The sequence below is a fragment of the Azospirillum baldaniorum genome (assembly GCF_003119195.2).
GTDB classification, from domain to species: Bacteria; Pseudomonadota; Alphaproteobacteria; order Azospirillales; family Azospirillaceae; genus Azospirillum; species Azospirillum baldaniorum.
The window spans coordinates 74,863-95,657 of record NZ_CP022254.1 but is presented as its reverse complement, the minus strand read 5'-3'; the positions used below and the strand labels follow the sequence as shown (position 1 = coordinate 95,657).

At 71.9% G+C, this 20,795-nt stretch carries 19 protein-coding genes; 6 read left to right on the top strand and 13 right to left on the bottom strand.

The features are described from left to right. Positions 1-3 precede the first annotated feature (3 nt). From Sp245p_RS14745 to Sp245p_RS14685, 13 genes are all read right to left on the bottom strand, one after another. Positions 4-591, bottom strand: coding sequence for a TIGR00645 family protein (locus Sp245p_RS14745; RefSeq protein ID WP_014198581.1), 588 nt, complete (start codon positions 589-591; stop codon positions 4-6). After that, on the bottom strand, positions 588-1,145 hold the full coding sequence (locus tag Sp245p_RS14740; RefSeq protein ID WP_014198580.1) for an Hcp family type VI secretion system effector: 558 nt from the start codon (positions 1,143-1,145) through the stop codon (positions 588-590). Before Sp245p_RS14740 ends, Sp245p_RS14745 begins: the two co-directional genes overlap by 4 nt. Positions 1,146-1,148: 3 nt before the next feature. After that, a complete protein-coding gene (gene tssA / locus Sp245p_RS14735) occupies positions 1,149-2,252 on the bottom strand; it encodes a type VI secretion system protein TssA (RefSeq protein WP_109138651.1) in 1,104 nt (367 codons plus the stop codon). Positions 2,253-2,260: 8 nt separating this feature from the next. Beyond that, entirely contained in the window at positions 2,261-6,397 is a 4,137-nt protein-coding gene (locus Sp245p_RS14730) for a type VI secretion system protein (protein WP_109138650.1), read from the bottom strand. 15 nt (positions 6,398-6,412) lie between these two features. Next, a complete protein-coding gene (locus tag Sp245p_RS14725) occupies positions 6,413-7,288 on the bottom strand; it encodes a DotU family type IV/VI secretion system protein (RefSeq protein WP_109138843.1) in 876 nt (291 codons plus the stop codon). A gap of 17 nt (positions 7,289-7,305) precedes the next feature. Further along, complete coding sequence (gene tssK, locus Sp245p_RS14720) at positions 7,306-8,649, bottom strand: type VI secretion system baseplate subunit TssK (protein WP_014198576.1); 1,344 nt, start codon at positions 8,647-8,649, stop codon at positions 7,306-7,308. Positions 8,650-8,676: 27 nt separating this feature from the next. Next, the gene (locus tag Sp245p_RS14715) at positions 8,677-9,126 is read right to left on the bottom strand and encodes a hypothetical protein (protein ID WP_014198575.1); all 450 of its coding nucleotides are present in this window, start codon (positions 9,124-9,126) and stop codon (positions 8,677-8,679) included. A 5-nt stretch (positions 9,127-9,131) separates the two neighbouring features. Further along, positions 9,132-9,896 carry an SPOR domain-containing protein gene (locus Sp245p_RS14710; RefSeq protein ID WP_014198574.1) on the bottom strand — a complete coding sequence of 255 codons (765 nt, stop codon included), beginning with the start codon at positions 9,894-9,896 and terminating at the stop codon, positions 9,132-9,134. A 216-nt stretch (positions 9,897-10,112) separates the two neighbouring features. Further along, positions 10,113-10,628 carry an SPOR domain-containing protein gene (locus Sp245p_RS14705; RefSeq protein WP_014198573.1) on the bottom strand — a complete coding sequence of 172 codons (516 nt, stop codon included), beginning with the start codon at positions 10,626-10,628 and terminating at the stop codon, positions 10,113-10,115. 10 nt (positions 10,629-10,638) lie between these two features. Beyond that, positions 10,639-11,199 (bottom strand): lytic transglycosylase domain-containing protein, encoded by a 561-nt coding sequence (locus Sp245p_RS14700; RefSeq protein WP_052584408.1) that lies wholly within the window; start codon positions 11,197-11,199, stop codon positions 10,639-10,641. Positions 11,200-11,399: 200 nt separating this feature from the next. Then, on the bottom strand, positions 11,400-13,424 hold the full coding sequence (locus Sp245p_RS14695; RefSeq protein ID WP_109138649.1) for a PP2C family protein-serine/threonine phosphatase: 2,025 nt from the start codon (positions 13,422-13,424) through the stop codon (positions 11,400-11,402). Next, a complete protein-coding gene (locus Sp245p_RS14690; protein WP_109138648.1) occupies positions 13,421-15,379 on the bottom strand; it encodes a hypothetical protein in 1,959 nt (652 codons plus the stop codon). Before Sp245p_RS14690 ends, Sp245p_RS14695 begins: the two co-directional genes overlap by 4 nt. After that, positions 15,376-16,128, bottom strand: coding sequence for a hypothetical protein (locus Sp245p_RS14685; protein WP_246119781.1), 753 nt, complete (start codon positions 16,126-16,128; stop codon positions 15,376-15,378). Before Sp245p_RS14685 ends, Sp245p_RS14690 begins: the two co-directional genes overlap by 4 nt. Before the next feature lie 169 nt (positions 16,129-16,297). On the opposite strand from Sp245p_RS14685, the gene Sp245p_RS14680 reads away from it, so the two are divergent. From Sp245p_RS14680 to tssE, 6 genes are all read left to right on the top strand, one after another. Beyond that, complete coding sequence (locus tag Sp245p_RS14680) at positions 16,298-16,612, top strand: hypothetical protein (RefSeq protein ID WP_014198567.1); 315 nt, start codon at positions 16,298-16,300, stop codon at positions 16,610-16,612. 128 nt (positions 16,613-16,740) lie between these two features. Beyond that, complete coding sequence (locus tag Sp245p_RS14675; protein WP_174452046.1) at positions 16,741-17,376, top strand: hypothetical protein; 636 nt, start codon at positions 16,741-16,743, stop codon at positions 17,374-17,376. Positions 17,377-17,544: 168 nt separating this feature from the next. Further along, a complete protein-coding gene (tssB, locus tag Sp245p_RS14670; RefSeq protein ID WP_014198564.1) occupies positions 17,545-18,081 on the top strand; it encodes a type VI secretion system contractile sheath small subunit in 537 nt (178 codons plus the stop codon). A 49-nt stretch (positions 18,082-18,130) separates the two neighbouring features. Beyond that, positions 18,131-19,600, top strand: a complete 1,470-nt coding sequence (gene tssC / locus Sp245p_RS14665) for a type VI secretion system contractile sheath large subunit (protein WP_014198563.1) — start codon at positions 18,131-18,133, stop codon at positions 19,598-19,600. A 38-nt stretch (positions 19,601-19,638) separates the two neighbouring features. Beyond that, positions 19,639-20,154, top strand: a complete 516-nt coding sequence (locus Sp245p_RS14660; protein WP_052584407.1) for an Hcp family type VI secretion system effector — start codon at positions 19,639-19,641, stop codon at positions 20,152-20,154. A 164-nt stretch (positions 20,155-20,318) separates the two neighbouring features. After that, positions 20,319-20,792 carry a type VI secretion system baseplate subunit TssE gene (gene tssE, locus Sp245p_RS14655; RefSeq protein WP_014198561.1) on the top strand — a complete coding sequence of 158 codons (474 nt, stop codon included), beginning with the start codon at positions 20,319-20,321 and terminating at the stop codon, positions 20,790-20,792. Positions 20,793-20,795: the final 3 nt, after the last annotated feature.

The window sequence follows — 20,795 nt, the reverse complement described above, 5'->3', positions numbered from 1 at the left end:
ATGTCAGTGCGCGTGGCTCTTCTTGACCAGCACGTCCATGGTCGCCAGCAGGACGCCGGAGACGATGAAGGTGACGTGGATGGCGACCAGCCACATCAGGTCGCGGTCGGAGACCTCCGACACGTTCATGAAGGTCTTCAGGATCTGGATGGAGGAGATCGCCACGATGCTGGCGATCAGCTTCACCTTGAGCGCGCTGAAATCCAGCTTGCCCATCCATTCCGGGCGGTCGGCGTGGCCGGCGACGTCGATCTTCGAGACGAAGTTCTCGTAACCGCTGAAGATCACCATCAGCACGAGGTTGCCGACCATCGTCAGGTCGACCAGCCCGAGCACGATCAGGATGATGTCGTTTTCCGTGCCGTGGATCAGAAGCGGCAGCGCGTGCACCAGTTCCAGCGCGAAGCGCCAGCCGATCATCAGCAGCGCGCCCACCAGGCCGACATAGAGCGGCGCCAGGAGCCAGCGGCTCTGGAACATCACCTGCTCCAGGAAATGCTCGGCCCGGCGCGCCGGACCGCGGCGCCCCTCGCCGTTGCGGGACAGGAGGGTGGTGTCGCCGGTCAGGGCCGACGGGTTCGACTGGGTCATGACTTGCTCGCCAATGTGATGTCGCCACGGATTTGGCCGATTTTCCGGCCGTCGATCTGGTGCTGGTAGGTCATCTGCAACTGGTCGAAGGCCAGCGAGATGGTCTCGGTGCCGTTGCTGCTGTCGTCGTCGTCAACCGACAGCACGTATTCGGTGATCTGCGTGTTCTTCAGGATGATGGTCAGGTACGGCTCGGCGAAGATGTCGCTTTCGCCGAAATGCTCGCCGCCCTGCAACTGCGCGAAGGTGCGGAAGAAGTGGATCGTCGCGGTGACGTCCTTCTTCTGCGGATCGAAGGCCGCCTGCATCAGCTTGGGCGAGGCGAGGTCGAAGTGGCGCTCCAGCTTCAGGCTGTCGACGCCGAGCTTGTCCTGCTTCTGCGCCTTCCGGCCGCTGAAATAGGAGGTCTCCTCGATCGGGTCGTCGTAGTTGAAGCCGCCGACCTCGCGCTTGCCCGAAGACAGGTCGAAGCTGACGCAGTCGGCCAGATTCTTGTAGTTGCGGATCAGCGACTCGCCCTTGATGCCGGGATAGTCAAGCAGGATGCGGGGCATGGCTCAGCGCTCCTCAAGCCGCAGAAGTCCGAAGATCCGCCCGACCTCGCCGCGGTCGCCCAGCAGCTCGGCGTACAGCTCCGGCAGGGACAGGTTCCCCCAGGCGGCGGCGCGGCGGACGAGGTAGGAGGTCGGGCTGTGCGGCTCCTCCCGCGCCAGGAAATCGGCAATCTGGTGCAGCATCGCGTAGGCCTCCTGCCGGGTCCGCGGCCCGCCGGGGCGGGCGAAGGCGGCGGCGGGGATGATCTCGGCGGACGCGTCGATGGTAGCTCCCTCCCCGCCCTCGGCCTCCTCCGTCACGGCGGCGGCGCCGTCCGGATCGATGCCGCGCTTGGCGAGCGCCTCGCGGTGGAACTGGATCAGGCTTTCCAGGGTCTTCAGCAGCTGGCTGAAGCCGGGGGCGGCGCGGCCGGCCACGGCGTCCAGTTCCGCCGCCAGGGTGCGCACCGCCGTCACCGTGTCGCGCAGATGACCGTGCTGGGTCTGGTAGAAGTCCGGCGGCGTGCGGTCCTGGGCGGCGAGGATCTGCTCAACCGTCACCTCGCCGTCATCGACCGCCGCGTGGAAGGCGCGCGGATCGCGGGTGGCGAGCTTGCGCAGGCGCTGGGCGTTCTGCCAATCCTGGAAACGGTGCGTCTCGTCGGTGTGCGGTCCCGGCTGGGTGATGGCGGTCGCCATCAGGTCGCGCGACAACTGGCTGTCCAGCCAGACCAGCGGCGCCAGCCGCGGCTCCGGATCGCCGTCGTCCAGGCGCGGATAGAGGCCCTCCCAGAAATCCTCGACCAGCCCATGGACCAGCAGAAGCCCCGGCGCCAGCCCCGCCGGGCCGTGCAGGTGGCCCAGCGCCTGGACCAGCCACGCCGCGACCTGAAGATCCTTGGTGCGGGTCGTCAGCAGGTCCGAGGACTGCTGGACGACGCCCTTCCAGTCGGCCTTCTTGACGGTGGTCTGCCAGATGCCCTGGTCCAGATCGTCGTCCATCCGGCGCGCCTCGGTCAGCGCGTCGAATTCCGGGCCATGGCGCAGGTCCTCGCCCGCCGGATCGTCGCCGGGGATGGGCTGGAGCAGGGCACCGATGTCGATCAGAGGGTGGGGCGTGGTGGTCATGGAACTGCTCACGGGAAGCGTTGGGCCGCGGGGCGGAGCATCGGGGGCTGGGACGGGGCGTTGCCCAGATCGAAGAAGGCGCGATCCGCCGGAGCCACCGCCCCGGAGGGCGCCGGCCATCCGGCCAAGCCGGGCATCCGCCGCATGGAGCCGACCGGGGCGAGCGGCGGCGCCTGCGCGGGCAGCGCCGGCACGGCCACCTTCTCCTCGCGCGGCGGCTTGCCGTCGGCCAAGACGGTGCGCTTGACCGCCAGAGTCATGAAGACCCGCACGTTGGGCTTCACCGCGGGTTGCGGCACCGCCTGCACCGCCGGAGCGATCGGCATCGGGGCAGCGGCGGCGGCTTCCTTGACTGGGCCGCTGGCCGTGGCCTCGAACAGCAGCAGCGGCTCGGTGTCCGGGCCGGGGCGGCGGTCGCGTTGAGGCGCGGCCTGCCGGCCGGCCAGGGCGAACAGCGCCCAGGGACCGTCATAGTCGAAGCGCAGCGAGGGGCCGTCCACCGTCACCCCCGCACCGACGCCGGACACCGGCAGCACCGTGCCATCCTTGGCCCAGCGCAGCGTCAGGCTCAGCTTGTCGCCAGGGTACCAGCGCAACGGCGTCCGCGGCAGCACGCTGGACAGGGCGCCGTTCGGCGTGGCGAGCTTCCATTCGATGATGTCGCTGCCCCCGGCCTCGCGGCCGCGGTTGACACGGAAGGCGGGGTCGAGCGCCAAGCCGCCGCTCTGGTCCGGGGTCACCGCGGCGATCAGCAGCGGACGCGCCCGCTCCATCGTCTCCACGAAGCGCAGCGCCTCGCGCCCGGCGGTGCCGAAGCGTTCGCCGCGGCGCAAGCCCTCCAGCACGAAGGCCGACCGCGCGTCGAACCGCTCGTAGAAGGCGCGCACCGCCGCCGGGTCGGCGTCCTCGCCCGGCACCGCGGCGGCGGCGAAGGGGAAGCGGCCGGCCAGCATCTCGTTGAAGGACGCGGCCATGTCGACGTAGGCGTCGTAGACGCGGGCGTCGGCGGCCAGCACGCAGCGCGTGGCGATCCACTGCTTCAGCTCGGCGAGACGGCTGCGGAAGAAGTCGTCCGGCACCCCGTCGATGGCGCCGAGATTCTGGCAACCGGCGGCGTCCACCGCGGCGCTTTCCACCGTCACGAACTTTTCCAGCTGCGCCAGGGAGCTGTTCGGGCGCCCGCCGTCGTACTTGTCCAGCTCGGTGATGATGCGCGCCCACTTGGAGGCGGCGCCAGACCCGGTCCCGGCGCCCATCACCGGGCGCTCCAGGATTTCCACCACCGGGGCGGCGATGTCGCGGGCGAGCACCGTCACCTCCTGCCGGGCGTTGCCGAGATAGAGCGCCAGCCCGGCCGGCGTGGTCTGCCCGAACAGCAGGTGCGGCACCAGCGGCCCGTCCACCCAGACGTCCAGCGCGTGGGCGTCGGGCCGGTAGAGCTGGTCGCCCTCCAGCAGCCGGTCGGCCTGGGCCAGCACAGCGTTGGCCTGCCGGGCCACCGTGTCGCGGATGGTGTCGGCGGAGGTGGTCAGCCCGATCTGGCGGAAGGACTGCATGGTCTCGGCCAGCACCGGGAAAGCGGTGCGCAACGCGTGGGCCGAGGCGCGGAGCTGCGCCAGCCCACCCGCCCGGTCCACCCCGCCGCCTGCCGGGCTGCCGGCCAAAGCGCGGGCGAGGATGCGCTCCACCCCTTGGCGGAGCTGGTGCTGCGCCGCCGCCCGCATGGAGGTGCGGAGCATGGCCGGCGCCTGCGGCAGGTCCTTGGCGTCGAACAGCAGATAGTCCTCGACCAGCGGCGGGATGCTGTCCAGAGCGGCGCGGTCCCAGCCGGCGCCCACGGCGGGCATCGCCAGCGCGCCGGCGTCGTCCGTCTTCATGAAGCGGCGGGCCATCCACACCGCCAGGGTGCGGCGAAGCTGCTCCGCCGCCGGAGCCAAGCGGGCGCCTCCGCTGGGGGCCTGTTCCAGCAGGCGGCCGATCACCGAGTCCAGACTGCGCGCGCTCACCCCCGCCTCGTCGTAGCGGCGCTGCGCCAGATCCAGGATGTCGGCGCGCAGGTTGGGGCCGAGCAGGTCGGACTTCTCCAGCCGGCCCAGCAGCGCCTCGAACTCCGGCGGCAGGACGGGGCCGTTGGCGCCGATCCAGGCGCCGCGCTCCGCCCCCAGGCCGCGGGCGGCGTCCTCCAGGCTCGACAGCACCTCGGCGTAGGCCGCCGCCGCGTCGGCGCCGGAGCGCGCCCCGCCAGCCAGCAGCTCCAGCTCGCTGGCGGCGACCGACAGCCGCGCGGCGGCGAGGCCGCCCATGGCGAGGTCGCGCAGATAGGCGTCGGCGTACTGCCGGAAACGGCGGCTGACCTCCGCCCGGTGGGCGGTCAGGTCGATGGGGCGTTGCGCCCCTGGTCCCGGCGCCGGGATGGCGGTGCCGCCCGGCGGCTGGTCGATCTCCCAGCCGTGCAGCCGCGCGGAAAAACCGCGCGCCACGCCGGAGCCCAGCGCGAAGTCCAGCACCTCGTCCAGCGGCAGGGTCGGGTCGCGGGCGTCCACGTTGTTGTAGGCGCGGGCCAGCCCCTCGGCGATGCCGATCTCGCCCGCGAAGGCGCGCAGCCGCTCGAAGGCGCCCACCCCCGCCGGCCCCACCCCGCCATCGCGGGTCAGGCGGCGCAGCCGGTCCTCGGCAACGTCGCGCACGGTGGACAGGGCCAGCCGGCGGTAGCCGACGGCCAGCGCCCCCGACACCGAATCCGGAACGCCGCTGATCCAGGAGGCCGGCAGAGGGTTGAAGGTCCAGTCGGTGGGCAGCATGGTCACGCCCTGCACGAAGCGGGCGGCCGGATCGCCGTAGGCGGCGGTCATCGGCGCCCCGGCCTCGACCGCCGGGCGCTGGTCGGCGAGCTGCTGCAGCCCGCCCGGAATATCGGCCAGGACCGGAACCAGCCGGTCCGACAGGGTGGAGGCGCGCTGCACCCCCATCCACAGCAGCAGAATCGCGGCCAGCGCGGCGGCCCCCGTCCCCACCGGCCAGGAATAGCGGCGCCACGCGCGGGAGGCGGCCAGCGCGCGGGTCGGCTTGGGCAGGCCGGCCTCGGGGAAGATCTTGCGGTTCAGCAGGTCGCGCCCGAACAGCGCCGCCGCGTCGGGATCGGGGCGGCCCGTGAAGTAGAGGCCGCGGACGTAGAGCGTTTCCTGATAGGCGGTGCGCTTGAAGGCGGTGCCGAGCAGGGCGCGCAAGGCCGCCTCCGTCCCGGTCAGCCGCTCCGTCAGGGCGAACAGCGGGGCGCCGTCCGGCGTGGCCGTGGCGCCGAACACCTCCAGCTCCACCGCCAGCAGCCCGTCCGCCAGCGACTGCAGCGCTTCGCTCACGAAGTCGGGGGAGAAGGCCGTCTCCAGAGCGTAGGGACTCGACCAGCCGAGCATCCCACCGGTCAGGGACGGGGGCAAGGCCTCGGCCAGCGCCGCGAAGCCGGGGGCCTCCTCGCAGCCGGTCACCACCACATAGACCGGCAGGGCGAAGCCCAGCGTGCGCTGGATCTCCCACAGCCGGGCGTACAGCTCCGTCCCGCGCGCGGTGGCGCGGCGCACGTCGTCCAGCTCGGCCAGCGGCACGGTCAGGATCAGCCCGTCGGCGGGCAGCATCGGGCGGCGGCGGCCCAGCAGGTCGAGCACGCCGGCCCAGGCGGCGCGGGGATCGTCAACGTCGATGACCACCGCCCGGTCGTAGAAGCGCCAGGAGAAGCCCGCGTGCCGCTCGGCGGTCACCGGCGGCCGCACCTCCTCCGCGCAGGACAGCAGGCCGGCGTCATCCGACGCGGCGACGCCGGTGCGCAGGTACCAGGGCACCAGATAGACGTTGCGCGACAGCGTCTCGCGATAGGCGGCCAGACCGTCGCGGAACAGGCGGCGGATGTCGCGGATGGTGACGTCCGGCGCGGTGGCGGCCAGCGCGGGGACCGCCCCGCCCTCCTCCGCCGTCGCGTCGGGCGGCGGCAGGGCCGCCGGTTCCGCCGGGGCGGGCGGCGCGGCGCTGCGGGCGCGCAGCAGGATCGCCGCCATCACCGCGATGATCAGCAACACGAGGACGAGAAGCCCCGCGAAGACCCAGATCTGGTTTCCGGCGATGCCGGACAGGACCGCTGCCAGGAGTTCCATAACCGTCCTCTCCCGTCAGCGGGTCACGCGGACCGATGCCTGAAGCACCGCGTCCGCCGCGTTGGAAAGCTGCGCCGTGGACATCCACCAGAGCGCCTGACCCAGCACCAGCCACAGCCCGGCTATGGCCCCCAGCACCAGCGGCCAGCGCGGCCCGCGCGCCAGCGTGCGCGCCTTGCCGTCGGTCAGCGTGTAGGCGTAGGCAGCGGGGATCAGCGTGCGCCCGCCGGGCAGCACACCGGCGCCCAGCTCGGACTCGCGGCCGGCGATGAACTCGAACAGGCGGGCGCTGTAGTCGCGCAGGGTGGATTCGCCGCCCGGCACCCGGCAGCGCCCCTTGAAGCCCATGCCGAGCACGAAGAGATACACCGCCGCCAGCTGGACCAGCCGACGGTCGTTGCTGGCGAGCAGCGCCTCCATGCGGTCGAACACCCGCTCGCCGGCCAGCCGGGTGCGGAACACCGCCTGCTCCAGCAGAACGCTGCGCCACAGCTCCCGCCCGTTCCACTCCACGTCGTGGATGAACAGGTCGTCGGCCAGCGCCGCCATGGCGTATTGGGCCTCGCGGTGCTGGCTGATCATCAGGTCGGTGCCGGTGCGCCCGACTTGGACCGCCTGCGCCTCCAGGAAGTCCTGAAGGCGGCGGATGATGATCTCGGCGTCGGGCTCCAGCGCCAGGGCCGGCACCGCCGCGATGCCACCGCGGGGCGCCGGGATCGCCAGGGCGTCCTCGGTCAGAAAGGCCGGCAGGCTGTCCGCCGTCTCCCCCGCGGCGCCCTCTGGCTTCGCCGCAGCGGCGGCGGGACGGCCCGCCCCGACCGCGGCGCGGTGCTTCTGGAGTTCCCGCGCGAAGGCGAGGAAGTGATCGACCAGATCCCGGCGGTGCAGCATGGCGGTCATTCCCAGCCTCAGGCGCTGACGAAGAGGGTGATCTCGACGGGGCGGAAGCGGCTGCCCAGCGAGTCCGGGTTCCAGATCTCCAGCCGCTCGCCGGGGACGATGTAGCGGGGATCGACCTTGATCTCGAACGGCACCACGCCGCGCGGGGCGGCCACACCGCCCTCGCCGCTGTCGTCCAGCGCGACGCGCTCGGCCCCCTTCACGCGCAGGCCGGACAGCGTCTCCAGCCGCGAGCGGGAGGCGACGATGCAGTTCTCCATCCAGGCGGCGACCTCGCTGACCGGGGCCGACGCCGGGCCGCGCACGCCGACGACCAGCCGGCCCTTCAGCCAGGCCTCGTCCATCGGCAGCCCGAACATGCCGTCCTCGAAGGTGAAGGGGATGCGGGCGACGCCCTCCTTCACCCGGTCGATCATGCGCAGGATGAAATCGCGCACCTCACCGAAGCTCGCCATCGGGTCGTCGTGGTCGTAGCGCGACAGCTTGGCCGGCACGGCACCGCTGGCAAAGGCCGACAGGTGCCCGGCCAGCGTGCACAGCGACATGTAGACATCGAACGGGTGGCAGACGCCGACGCCGAGCTGCGCCTCCAGCGGGGGCAGGCCGGTGACGAGGCTGCGGATCTCCGCCCGCGCCGCCTCGGCCAGCTCGGTCGCCGGGTTGCCGTTGCCCACGCCGGAACGCTCGGCCAGGAACAGCGCCTTCTCGCGCACGCGCCGCACCACCTCCGCCCCCAGCCGGCCGAGCGGCGCGTTGGCGGCAACGGTCAGCGCCGGCGGCACGAAGTCGGTCAGCACGAAGGCGTCGTTGCGGAAGGTCGCCTGCGCGATCGGCATGGAGGCGAACTTCTGCGGCGGCTTCTGCGTCGGGCCGGTGGTGGCGAACAGCGCCAGCCGCGGGCGCAGCCGGGCGATCGACAGCTCCTCCCCGCCATGCTGGTCGGCGACCGGCGCGCCCTCGACCGAGACGTAGCGCGGCGTCTCCCCCGGCCCCGGCGCACGGTCGCCGCGGGCGGCGGGAACGATCAGGTGGATGGTGATCTGCGTCTGCCCCACCGGGTCGGCGTAGGCGGAGATGTCCACCTCCAGCGGCTCGTCGATCCCGGCGCGGTAGTCCACGACGAGGCCGTCGGGCAGGATCGCCTCCAGCTCGCGCACCTGGACCAGCCCGGAGACGAGTTGCACGCGGTCGACCTGAAGATGGACGACGCCCCAATGGAAGGGCCGCGCCTGCCGGACATGGTAGGTCAGCTGCCGCTCGTGCCGCAGCGCCTGCTGCTGGAAATGCTGCGGGGCCAGCAGCATCCCGTCGTGCCAGTCGATGGCGTCGGGAATGTCGCGCGCCTCGGTCATTTGGCCCTCACGGAATGGGAAAGAACATCACGGAACCAGTTCGACATCCTTGTCCCCGGCGGTGAGGGTCAGCGTTCGTGTGTCCGGCACGCGCAGGCGGTGCGGTCCCGGCGTGGCATAGTTGGCGAAGACGAGGATCGCCCAGGCCGGCTCGCCCGGCGGCAGGTCCGTCTTCAGCGTCTGGCCGGGGACCAGCTCCCAGCTCGTCACGCCGAGCGTGGTCGGATGGTCGCGCATCGACTGCTCGCGCTGGGCGAACCACTCCGCGGCGGTCAGCGCCCCCAGCTTGTCCACCAGCGCCTTGTCGCGCACGGACACGAGGTCGATGGCGACCGGCGTGGTGTCGTTGGCGGCGGGGGCGACCGTGAAGGACACGCTGTCCAGCGCGGCGCGTGGCTTGTCCGCGCATCCGGCGGCGAGCAGCGCCAGCGCCAGGGCGCCGGCCAAACCAAATCCTTTTCCGTTCACCGGAGTCATGGCGTTCAGCGCTCTCCCGCTTCGGCAAGGGTGACGACGGTTCCGGACACCCCGTTCGCCCGCGTCAGCGCGTCCAGCGCGCGGGCGGCCTCGTCGGCCGCGGCGTAGCGTCCGGTGCGCACGGCGTAGGGGGCGTTGCCGCCGGGCAGCGGCGCGAAATCGACCGTGCCGCGCACGCCGCGCTGGGCGGCGGCGGCGGCGAAGGACTCCGCGTTGGCCGGGGTGGCGAAGCGCCCGAGTTCGATGGCGTAGTGACGGACCGGCGCCGCCCCGCCGTCCTTCATCGCGTCCAGCCGGTCGTTCAGCGTGTCCTCGACGATGCCTTCCACGCTGTTGCCGGCGAACTCGGTGACGCGGTAGCCGGTCTTTTCGATGACGTGGGCGGCGGTGCCGGCCATCCAGCCGGGCAGGAGGCGGCGGGCCGCGTCCGCGGCGCCGCGGGTCACCGGCTCGGTGGCGGAGATCGCCCGTCCGCGCGCCTGGTCGCTGAAGATGTCCGCCGTCTCGATCACGCCCTGGCGGGCCTCGAAGCTGTCGGCGACGCCGCTGCGCGCCATCGCGCCCAGCCCGCCGCCGGCCGCGGGCGCTCCGGCGGTCGTGGCAGCGGACGTGGTGGCGGGAGCGGAGGCCGACGCCATCGGCGTGTCTCCACCTCCGGTCAGGATCAGCGCCGCCATCACCGCGCCGAGCAGCAGGGCCACGACGGTCAGCACGGCGACGCCAGCGGCCAGAGCCGCCACCTGCCATCGTCCGAGCGTGATCGTGGTCATCGCGGGAATTCCTGGGGAAGAAACGTCGGATGGACCACCCGCCCCGCAGGACAGCGGCCCAGCCTGATAGAAGCATCCCGGCGCCCCAAATCCGCGCGCTGTCTGGTTCGTTCTGGCGTAGTCCCGCGGGGGTTTCGCGGCGATGGCCCTGAAGCCCGCTCCGCCGTGCGGAGAAGCCCGCAAATCCGGCGGGTTACCCCCTTGGTCCGAACTGGATCATTCGCCGCCGCCGGCCTTCGCGGGCTGGGTGGCGGCAAGCGGCTCCTCGACCACCACCCCGCCGATCCCGGCGGTCCGCTCGAAGGACGGGCGGCGCGCCTCGGCCTGCCAGCGGTCGGCGAAGGCGCCGGCGCGCACCCGGTGCCACTGCCCCCCGGCGGCGTCCATGGTCTCGACGATCTCCACCGGAAGGCCCCGCCCGGCCAGCGCCGCTGCGAAATCCTGGGCGTTCCCGGCGGAGCGGAAGACGCCGAGTTCGATGGAGAAGCGCGCCGTCGTCGCCTTCACGGTAGCAACCGGACGGACCGGGACGGCGGCCGGGGCGACCTTCTCCGGCTCCGCCTTCGCCGCGTCCTGTGGCCCTGCGGCGGGCGTGGCCGGCGCGGCGTTCGCCCCGGAGGGAGCCGGATCCTCCGCCGCGCCCGGCAACGCCCCCCCGGCCAGGAAATAGCCGCCCACAAAGGCCACCAGGAGCAGCAACAGCGCCAGCACGCCGATCAGGAGTTTCTTCATGGCACCGCGCTCACGATTCCGGGCCGCCGCACAGCCGGCGCATCTCCGCCGTCTCGCGCTGGTAGCCGAGCCGCACCCGCCGGTCGAGCACGAGGCAGAGGTAGGTGTCCTGCGCCGTCGGGTCGCTGGCGTGGTAGCGGCGCACCGCCTCCGTCCAGGAGCCGTGGCGGTCGTACAGCTCCCGCAGGAAGCGGGCGGCGTAGGCGACGTTGACCGCGGGGTCGAGCATGTCGTCGCCCCCCGCGAAGGAACCGGCGTGCCAGCGCGTGTGGATCTGCATGCAGCCGACCGCCACGTCGCCGCGCAGGCCGCCCTCGCCGTCCTGCATCAGCCGCAGCGCCTCGCGCCGCGTCGCCGGATAGTGCGGGCGCCCCGAGACGTTCAGCGCCCAGGGCCAGGGCATCCCGGCCCGCCCGGACTCCACGACGCTCATGGCGTGCAGGATGCCCGGAGGGATGCCGTAGAGCGCCTCCCCGTTGCGGAGGTAGCGGCTGCATTGGAACAGCGCCGGTCCGCCGTCGGACGCCGGGGCCAGTTCCGCCGCCACCGGCCCGGCGAGCAGGGCGCCCATCAATCCCAGAACACCGGCGAAAAGGCGCCCCGCCCGCCAACCCCTCTCCCGCCCCGGGAGAGGGAGGGGCCCGCCGCGTCGCGGCGGGAGGGTGAGGGTGCGGCCAAGGATCCGCGCCACCATTCTCGCACGACCCTCACCCGGCGCCATTGGCGCCACCCTCTCCCGGGGCGGGAGAGGGAACGGAAGTGCGCCGGCCCTCATGCCCGCACCCGCAGGGCGACGCACAGCCGGTCCACCGCCATCGCGGCGCCGCCGCCATGCTCGGCCAGACCGGCGGACACCGCCGCGGTGACGCTGGCGGCGGACAGGTCGTCGAGGTTGCCGAGGATGCCGGTCAGCCGCGCCCGCCCGAAGGCGACGCCGAAGCGGTTCTCGCCGTCCAGCAGCCCGCCGTTGCACAGCACCAGAGTCGAGGGCACCGGCAGGTCGAGCGCGGTCTCCACCGCCGTCATCGCGGGATCGAGGCCGAGCGGCGGGTTGGCCGCCACCGGCAGGTCCACCACATCGCCGAAGCGCCGCAACAGGAAGGGTTCCGGCACGCCCGCGGCGGCGAAGACCAGCCGGCGCGAACGCGGCGACACGATGCCCATGGCGAGGCCGATCGACAGGCCCGCCGCGTTGTCCGCCGCCAGCAGCCGGTTGGCGCCGGTCAGGCAGGCCGCCGGCCCGAGCCCGGCCGCCGCCAGCGTCCGCAGGGCGGCGCGCGCCGTCACCGTCATGAAGCCGGCGGCCAGCCCGCCGCCCGACACCTGCCCGATCAAGACCGCCAGCGACCCGTCCGCCGTCAGGAAGAAATCGTAGAAGCTGCCGTCGAATTCCGCCGCCGGGCGCATCAGGCCCGACGCCTCCAGATCGGGGGCCGTGGTCAGATCCGACGGCAGGATCGCCGCCTGCATGCGCCGGGCGATCTCGAACTGCTTCTGCAGTTCCACAAGCTCCGTGCGGGTGTCCAGCGCCGACTGAAGCTGGCGGACCATGCCGTCGAGCGCGGTGTGCTGGTCGCGCACGCGTTCCGCCATCACCTCGAAGGCGACGGCGAGCGCGCCGGGGTCGTCGGTGCGCGCGCAGGGCGTCCTTCCCTCCGACGCCGCTTCGATGCGGGCGAGGTCGGCGAGGAGTTCCCGCCGCCCCTGCTCCGGCAGGGTTTCCGACAGGCGCAGCATCTGGCGGCGGATGAAGGACTGCTGGCGCAGCCAGTGACGGGCACGCCGCTCCTCGGCGTCGCGCAGCGCGCGGCTGCGGCTGCGGAAGACCTCGACGGTGCGGGCGAGCTGCCCGGCCTCGTCAGTGCGCTCCGCCCCCAGCACGGCGACGCCGGTGTCGCCCGCGGCCAGGGCCGACAAGGCGGACATTGAGGCGTAGACCGGCGTGAAGACGCGCCGGAAATACCAGTCCAGCCCCAGCGTCCCCGCCACCAGCACCATCAGCACCACGAGGATGGCGGAGCTGTCCAGCAGGCTGTCGGCCATGGCGGCCAGCGTGGTCTCGCGCACGGTGATGAGGTACAGAGTGCCGTCCCCCTCCGTGCCGGCCACCTTGGGCAGGCGCAGCTTGCGCACGCCGTAGCCGCGGGCGCCGATGGTCGCCTGCACCTCCTCGCCGCGCTCCGCGGCGGGACGCACGTCGGCCCAGGCCAGCGGTCCGGCGTGGCCGTACAACCTGCCGTCGCTGCCGACCAGGAAGGCGGAGCCGCCAAGGACGCCGGCCAGCGCCTCCAGGCTTCCCGTCAGCGGACGGATGGCGACCAGCGCCCGGTCGGCCGGCCGCTGCGCGCCGAGGGGGCGGGCGAGCAGAAGCTGCGCGCCGCCGCCGGTCAGCACCAGACCGTCCTGCGTGTCGTTGCGGGCCAACACCTGCCCGATGCGCCGCTCGTCGAGAAGGCGGATCGGCTGGTCGGCCGGAACGGCGAGCAGAGTCTGCCCCGCGCCGTTGACCACCGTCACCGCCGTGAACCCCAGAGCGCCGAGCCGCTCCGCCACCGCCGTCGCGTTGCCGCGCTCCAGCGCTTCGGTGAGGCGGGGATCGCCCACCGCCACCCGAGCAGCCGCGGCGGACTGGTCGAGCAGCCCTTCCCACAACCGCAGGGTCATCCGCCCCTCGTCCTCGGCGTGGCGGGTTGCCCCGCTCTCGATGCGCAGCAGGGCGAAAACCGCGGCGGTGACGAGCACGGCGAGGACCACCGTGGCGGCGGCCACCGTCATGCGCTGGCGAAGACCGGTCATCGCGCGGCCTCCCCTTCGACCGGAACGCGCCGGCGTGGCGTGGCGTGGCGCCACAGGGCCAGCGCCAGCGGCGGCAACGCGGCGATCCCGGCGAGCAAGGCGAGGGAAGGCAGCGTTCCGGCGGCCACCACCGTGTTGCTCCCGCCGGACAGCCACAGCACGCCGAGCGTTCCGGCCAGGGTCAGCGCGGCGCGGACCGCGGTCAGCCCCCCCCAGTTCCCCGACGCCGCGAATCCCGCATGCCCGGCGCCAAGCGCCGCGGCGATGCCCAGCGCGACGGCCGTTCCCGGCTCCACCGGGCCGAGCGCCAGGAGAAGCGCGACCGCCGCCGTCGCGCCCAAACTCAGCAGCCCCGCACCCCCCCGCGGCACCAGAACCGCGACCAGCGCGGCGGCCAGCCAAGCCGGGGTGGCGTGCAGCCAGAAGAGTTCCGCGACCCGGCGGGCGTCCATCGCCCCGCCGCCGTCGGCCCGGCTCAACACCGCCAAGGCCAGCGCTGTGACCAGCCACAGCCCCCAACCCCTGGGACGCAGCGTCCCGTCCGCCCACCAACGGTCCACCGCCAGCAGAGCGCGGAGGGTCACGCGCGGCAGCGTCAGACCGCTCCGCCGCTCCAGCCGGACCGCGGCCAGCAGACCGGCCAATCCGGACAGCACCGCGCCGGCCATGAGGACGCCCGGCACGCCACCGCCGATGCACAGGACCGACAACCCCGTCCCGGCGACCAGACCGCCCGCGGCGGACACCGCCGGCCCGGCGCGCAAACTTTCCGCGGCGGGACGCGCCGCCTGGAAGGGAAGCGCCGCGGAAAGCCCGCCCAGCACCGCCCCGCCAAGCACAACGCCGGTCAGCCAGACCGCCGCCCCGTCGCCCAGCCCGTTCAGCAACGCCCAACCGCCCAGCGCCAGCGCTCCCGCGACGGGTGCGCGGCGGCCGAGCGCGAAGGCGAGCGGAACCGCTGCGGCCATGCCCAGAACCACCCCGCCGAGCGCGATGCCCGGCGGCAGGTGCCGCGCCGCCATGGCCGCGGCGGCGGCCGCAACCACACCGGCGCAGAAGGCCGTGGCGTAGGGCAACGACCCGGCGTCCGGCGGCGCCAGCGCGGTCAGCCGGTCGGGCGAGAAGCGGCCCAGCCGCTCGATCCGCTCGATCAGCGGCGCCACCTCCGCCGCGGCGTCCTTGTTGAAGCTGAGGTCGCGCACCTCGGCCAGATAGCTGCGCAGGCGGGCGAAGCGGTCGTTCACGCCGGTCACCACCCGGTTCATCTCGGCCAGCAGGGTGCCGATCAGGCTCTGCTCCACCGGCGGGGCGATGCGGTCGTAGGCGGAGCGCGCAAGGTTGGCCTCCAGCGACGACGCCAGCCGCAGCGGCGCCATCACCTGGGCGTTCAGCATGGTGCGCAGCGCCAGCCCGCCGAGCGCCAGCGCGATGCTCAGCGCCACCGCGAAATCGATCAGGATGCGCGGCGCGTTGGCCGGCTGCGCCACGGCGCTGCGGCCCAGCAGGACCTCACCCGCCGTCGCGGCGCCCTGACGAATGGGAAAGCGTTGCAGGACCAGCCCGAGCGCGGACCAGTCGGTCTCCGCCGGCACCAGCCGGACCGACAGGTCGGGGCGCGCGGCATCGGATTTCTGGAACAGCGGGCGCCCGGCGCCGTCCACCACCAGGATCAGCTTGATCTCCGGAAAGACCGCGCCCGCCTCGCCGAGATAGTCGTCCATCCCGGCCATGCGGTCGAGCGGCAGGCCGAGCGCCAGCGCCTTTTCCAGATCATGGGCGATGCCCGTCCCGACGATCTCGGCGCGGGAGGCGGTTCCCCGGTCGGCCAGCCCCGCCGCGGCGATCAGCGCCGCCGCCAGCGTGGCGAGCCAGGGCACGACGACCACCACCGCCATCAGCGGGATGAAGCGCCGCAACACGCTGCGCTGGGGGAACAGCGTCGCCGGGCGGGTCATCGCAGCACCTCCCCGTCGATGCGGGCGGCCTCGGTCTCCGCCGCGCGCAGCCCGGCCAGGACGGCGGACAGCGCCGGATCGGCGACCGCCACGGCGGCGGGTGCGTCGGCCTGCAGCTGCCGCGCCTCGGCGGCGTAGAAAGCCGTCCGCTCCAGAACGGACCGGCAGACGCCGGACAGCAGAAGCCGCGTGCCCAGAACGGCGAGAAGCCCAATGGCGGCCAGGAAGACGGCGGTGACCGTCGCCGTCTCGCGCAGCGCGGCCAGAACCTCCACCCGCGCGTCCTGCTGCGGAGCGAGGCCCAGCACGGCGCCGGCGGGCTTGCCCAGGGCGTCGGCCACCGGCACGCCGACCAGAACGCCGTCGCGGTCCGCGAGGTCCCACGGCTCCGCCGGCAGCCCCGCGGCGCCGCCCATCCAGGAGGCCGGCACCGGCGTTCCCGCCGCCTGGGCGGTGGCGAACAGCACGGTCCCGCGCGGGTCCACCACATAGAGCCGCACGCCCCCGCCGCCGGTGGAGGCCACTTCGATCAGCCGTTGCAGGTCGTTCTGGTCGGCGAGCGGAAAGCCGATGGCGGCGCGCTCCGCCGCGCTGGCAGCGACGCGGCTGGCCAGCGCCGACGCGCGCGCGGCGATTTCCGCCGTGTGGGCCTCCGCCACCGCGTTGTGAAAGGCGAACAGCGTGAACGCCTGCCCGCCCACGGCGCACAGCCACAAAACAAGCGCCAGACGCCCGAAACCGTAGAGCATGGCCAGCCTCCCAAGGGTCCGGCTATAGCGGCTTTCCGCGGGGGCATCCCGTTCAGATTGGCCCAACTTGGTCTGATCTGCTTTTGCCGCTCCCCGGCCCCTGCGATACTCCCCCGGCCAACCAGACCAGCAAACCAGAAAGGACGCGCTCCATCATGAACCGGCCATCATGAACCGGGATGCCCGCCTGCACGCGATCCTCGCCCGGCTGCGCAGCGATTCCCCCGGTGAGCGGCTGGCTGCCCTCTCCGCGCTGGAGCGGCTGATGCCCGCCGGCACCTCCCTCTACGAGGTCATCCAGGTCGGGCTGTTCTACACCGACCGCGGCACCGTCGCCCCCTCGCTGGTCGAGGAGGTGGACCGCCTGCGCGGCGAGGCGCAGGAGGCCACACGGCGGGAGGAGCGGCAGCGCCGCCGCGTCCGGGCCCTGGAAACCGGCATCCGCGCCGTGATGGAGGAATTCCGCGGCGGCAAGGACGCCTGACCGCCTTCGCTCCGCAACGGACGCAGTTCCGGCGGCGTGACTCCGGGAGTGGACCAACAAGGCGTTCCGCGGCGGGCCGCCATCGCACACCTTGCGGGGCACTACCGCCGTGCGTACCCGGAGGCCCTTTGCCCACCATCACCGCACCCTGTCAGCATGCCCTTTACGCCGCCGTGGACTCCGCGGCGACGGCGCGCGGCATGACGGTGCCCGCCCTGATCCGCTCCTGCCTGACGCTGGTCGGGCCGGAGGCGCTGACCCATCTGCCCGATCCCGGCAGCCCCGAGCCGGTGGACGTCTCCCACCGCACCGTGACGCTGAAGAACGGCGGCACCCGCCGCGTGCGGGTGGTGCCGAAGCTGCGGGTGCGCCACGCCACGCCGCTGGACGCGGCGACCGTGCGCAAAGCCGCCTGGGTCGCCGCCACCATCGGCAACGACGACGGCGCGCACCTCATCACCGCGGGCGAGCTGAACGCCGTGGAAAGCGAGATGAGCCGCTGCCGCCTGCGGCTGGAGCAGTTGACCGCGGCGCTGGAGACGCTGGCCTTCCGCCCGCTGCGCCAGCCGATCCGCAAGCCGTGGCAGGCCACCTACGTGCTCGGCTTCACCCACGAATGGGGGCTGGACCCGCAGGTGGTGAACAGCCGCTTCCGCACGCTGGCCCCGATCTTCCATCCCGACACCGGCCTGCTCTCCAGCGCCGAGCGGATGAGTCAACTATTGGAGGCCCGCAACTTCCTCTTGCAGCACCTTCGAAGCTGAGCGGGCGATGCTTCGTACGCCGGACATTCCCTCCGAAACGGAGGTGTTCCGGGACGATGTCGTCCAATTGGGGTCCATCTCGGCTGGCCTCCGCGGGGGTGCCTTTCGAATGATGGCGAAGCTCGACAGCCGGCGCGCGACGCGCACAACCCTATGAGGTCGTCAGATATGAGCGAGAGCAGTCAGAAGAAGTTGGAGCGCGTCCGCCCGCCGCGGGTGAAGCTCACCTACGAGGTCCACACCGGTGGCGCCCAGGAGATGAAGGAGCTGCCCTTCCTGGTCGGCATCCTGGCCGATCTCAGCGGCAAGCCGGAGAAGCCCCTTCCCAAGCTGAAGGAGCGCAAGTTCGTCGAGATCGACCGCGACAACTTCAACGACGTGATGGCCTCCGTCGGGCCGCGCCTCGCCTTCCAGGTGGACAACAAGCTGCAGGAGGACGGCGGCAAGCTGAACATCCTGCTGAACATGCGCCACATGGACGATTTCCAGCCGGTGGAGGTGCTGAAGCAGGTGCCGACGCTGAGCCGCCTGTTCGAAGCCCGGCAGAAGCTGTCGGATCTGCTGGCCAAGCTGGACGGCAACGACGAGCTGAACGGCCTGCTGAACGACGTCATCACCAGCACCGAACAGCAGGACGAGCTGAAGAAGCTCCTCGGCCCGGTGGCCGGCGCCCCGGCCGGCGAGCCCGCGGGCGAGCCCGCCTGATCCCCCCTCCCGGTAAGCCCAACCAGAACCCCCTTCACGGAGCGAACAGGTGAGCACGGAAACGTCCGTTGAGAGCGCCGCCAGTCTGTCCCTGCTCGACCGCATGATGGTCGAAGGCAAGATGGCGCGCGAAGAGGGCCAGCGGCCCTACGCCCGCGACCTTCTGACCGAATTCGTCGACCAGGTCCTCGCCGAGACCGGCGACGCCTCCGCCATCGACGTGGTCGAGGCGATCAACCAGCGCATCGCGCAGATCGACGAGCTGATCAGCGACCAGCTGAACGAGGTCATGCACCACCCCGACTTCCAGAAGCTGGAAGGCACGTGGCGCGGCCTCAACTACCTCGTCATGAACACCGAGACCTCGACGACGCTGAAGCTGCGCGTCCTCAACGTCTCGCGCAAGGACCTTCAGAAGGACCTGGACAGCGCGGTCGAGTTCGACCAGAGCGCCATGTTCAAGATGGTCTACGAGGCCGAGTACGGCACGCTGGGCGGCACGCCCTACAGCATGCTGGTCGGTGATTACGAGTTCGGCCGCCATCCGCAGGACATCTCCCTGCTGGAGAAGATGTCGAACCTCGCCGCCGCCGCCCACGCGCCGTTCATCAGCGCCGTGTCGCCGGCGATGTTCGACATGGAGAACTTCGGCGAGCTGGGCGCCCCGCGCGACCTGTCGAAGATCTTCGAGACGGCCGAGATGGTGAAGTGGCGGTCCTTCCGTTCGTCGGAGGATTCCCGCTACGTCTCGCTGACCATGCCGCACGTCCTGATGCGCCTGCCCTACGGCCCGAACACCGTTCCGGTCGAAGGCATGAATTTCGTCGAGGACACCGACGGGCGCGATCATTCCAAGTACCTGTGGGGCAACGCCTCCTGGGCGCTGGCCGCGCGCATCACCGACAGCTTCGCCAAGCACGGCTGGACCGCGGCCATCCGCGGCGTCGAAGGCGGCGGCAAGGTCGAGGGTCTGCCCAGCCACACCTTCAAGACCGACGAGGGCGACGTCGCCCTGAAGTGCCCGACGGAGATCGCCATCACCGATCGCCGTGAGAAGGAGCTGAACGACCTCGGCTTCATCTCGCTGGTCCACTGCAAGAACACGGATTACGCGGCGTTCTTCAGCGGCCAGACCACCAACAAGCCGAAGGTCTACAACACCGACGAGGCCAACGCGAACGCCCGCATCTCCGCGATGCTGCCGTACATGCTGGTGTCGTCGCGCTTCGCCCATTACCTGAAGGTGATGCTGCGCGACAAGATCGGCGCCTTCCTGACGCGCAACAACATCACGGACCACCTGAACACCTGGATCGCCAACTACGTCCTTCTGGACGACGAGGCGTCGCAGGGCACGAAGGCCCGTTTCCCGCTGCGCGAGGCCCGCATCGACGTCTACGACGTGCCGGGCCGTCCGGGCGTCTACCGCGCCAACATCTTCCTGCGTCCGCATTTCCAGCTCGAAGAGCTGTCGGCCTCCATCCGCATGGTCGCCGAACTGCCGGCGCCGGAAGCCTGATCCCCTCCCCCCGAACGCATCGTCCGGAGTAAATCCGCATGTCTATGATCATTCTCGATATCCCCAACGTCCAGGGGGAGTCCGCGGTGGAGATCGCCGGGGGCGTGGTGTTCAAGGACATGATCCTGTGCGAATCCCTGTCGCAGGACATGACCGTCGAAATGGAAGTGTCGACCAACGCCCGCCGCACGGTCCACACCCCGAAGGTCGAGAACATCACCCTTGAGCGCAAGTGGGACCGGGCCTCGCCCAAGCTGATCTCGCTGCTGCTGCGCTCGGCCAACTCCGACACGGCGAAGAAGCAGTGGACCATCCATTGCCTGAAGCCGATCGGCGACAGCCACCAGTGGGGCGAGTTCCTGACGATCGAGCTGACCAACCCGCTGATCGCCAAGCACAGCCTGAGCGTCAACGAGGGCGACACGACCGAGACCATCGAGATCAACGCCACCGAGATCTACTGGACCTACAAGCGCTACACCGAGGAGCAGAAGCACGAAGGCGGTGGCGGCGTGAAGTTCAACCTGCTGAAGGGCACCGTCTCCGACAGCTGAGGTGGCAAATAACCCTCTCCCCTCTGGGGAGAGGGTGGCCCGCAGGGCCGGGTGAGGGGGTTGCGCTTTTGCCGGACGCTCCGAGACGCGCAACCCCCTCATCCTAACCTTCTCCCCAGAGGGGAGAAGGAACTGAAGCGACTTCACCCCCAACGGACACGGCGATGACCCAGCCCAAGACGATGACCGGCGGACGGTCGCTGCTGTTCGAACGGCTGATCGACTTCGAACCGGACCACCCGACGGGCGACGAGCCGTCCGCCACGGTGCTGTCCATGCCCGACCTCAAGGCGTCGATTCAGCGCGAGGTGGCGCGCATCCTCGACAGCCGCAGCACCGGCACGCGCCGCCCCGACCTCGGCGGAACGGCGCTGGACTATGGGATTTCCGACATCACGCATCTGGACGCCGCTTCCGACGCCGACCGCCGTCAGGTGGAGCGGATGGTGCGGCAGGCCATCATCGATTTCGAGCCGCGGCTGAAGCGCCCGCGGGTGACCGTCAGCGCCGGAACCGGGCGCGGCACCATGGTCACCAGCATCTCCGGCGAGGTCGTGGCGGGCACCGTCACCGAACGGCTGGAGTTCGACGTGGGCCTGCGCGGCCCGGCCGCCACCGAGCCAAGCCAGTCCGGCTGAAAG

Excerpts from the sequence above, each read along its gene's own strand:
- Sp245p_RS14695 (WP_109138649.1), bottom strand. The coding sequence starts at position 13,424 with ATGACCGGTCTTCGCCAGCGCATGACGGTGGCCGCCGCCACGGTGGTC.
- tssE (WP_014198561.1), top strand. The coding sequence starts at position 20,319 with ATGACCCAGCCCAAGACGATGACCGGCGGACGGTCGCTGCTGTTCGAA.
- Sp245p_RS14680 (WP_014198567.1), top strand. The coding sequence starts at position 16,298 with ATGAACCGGGATGCCCGCCTGCACGCGATCCTCGCCCGGCTGCGCAGC.
- tssB (WP_014198564.1), top strand. The coding sequence starts at position 17,545 with ATGAGCGAGAGCAGTCAGAAGAAGTTGGAGCGCGTCCGCCCGCCGCGG.
- Sp245p_RS14660 (WP_052584407.1), top strand. The coding sequence starts at position 19,639 with ATGTCTATGATCATTCTCGATATCCCCAACGTCCAGGGGGAGTCCGCG.
- Sp245p_RS14705 (WP_014198573.1), bottom strand. The coding sequence starts at position 10,628 with ATGAAGAAACTCCTGATCGGCGTGCTGGCGCTGTTGCTGCTCCTGGTG.
- Sp245p_RS14700 (WP_052584408.1), bottom strand. The coding sequence starts at position 11,199 with ATGGGCGCCCTGCTCGCCGGGCCGGTGGCGGCGGAACTGGCCCCGGCG.
- Sp245p_RS14740 (WP_014198580.1), bottom strand. The coding sequence starts at position 1,145 with ATGCCCCGCATCCTGCTTGACTATCCCGGCATCAAGGGCGAGTCGCTG.
- Sp245p_RS14685 (WP_246119781.1), bottom strand. The coding sequence starts at position 16,128 with ATGCTCTACGGTTTCGGGCGTCTGGCGCTTGTTTTGTGGCTGTGCGCC.
- Sp245p_RS14745 (WP_014198581.1), bottom strand. The coding sequence starts at position 591 with ATGACCCAGTCGAACCCGTCGGCCCTGACCGGCGACACCACCCTCCTG.
- tssA (WP_109138651.1), bottom strand. The coding sequence starts at position 2,252 with ATGACCACCACGCCCCACCCTCTGATCGACATCGGTGCCCTGCTCCAG.
- Sp245p_RS14715 (WP_014198575.1), bottom strand. The coding sequence starts at position 9,126 with ATGACTCCGGTGAACGGAAAAGGATTTGGTTTGGCCGGCGCCCTGGCG.
- Sp245p_RS14690 (WP_109138648.1), bottom strand. The coding sequence starts at position 15,379 with ATGACCCGCCCGGCGACGCTGTTCCCCCAGCGCAGCGTGTTGCGGCGC.
- Sp245p_RS14725 (WP_109138843.1), bottom strand. The coding sequence starts at position 7,288 with ATGCTGCACCGCCGGGATCTGGTCGATCACTTCCTCGCCTTCGCGCGG.
- Sp245p_RS14710 (WP_014198574.1), bottom strand. The coding sequence starts at position 9,896 with ATGACCACGATCACGCTCGGACGATGGCAGGTGGCGGCTCTGGCCGCT.
- Sp245p_RS14730 (WP_109138650.1), bottom strand. The coding sequence starts at position 6,397 with ATGGAACTCCTGGCAGCGGTCCTGTCCGGCATCGCCGGAAACCAGATC.
- tssK (WP_014198576.1), bottom strand. The coding sequence starts at position 8,649 with ATGACCGAGGCGCGCGACATTCCCGACGCCATCGACTGGCACGACGGG.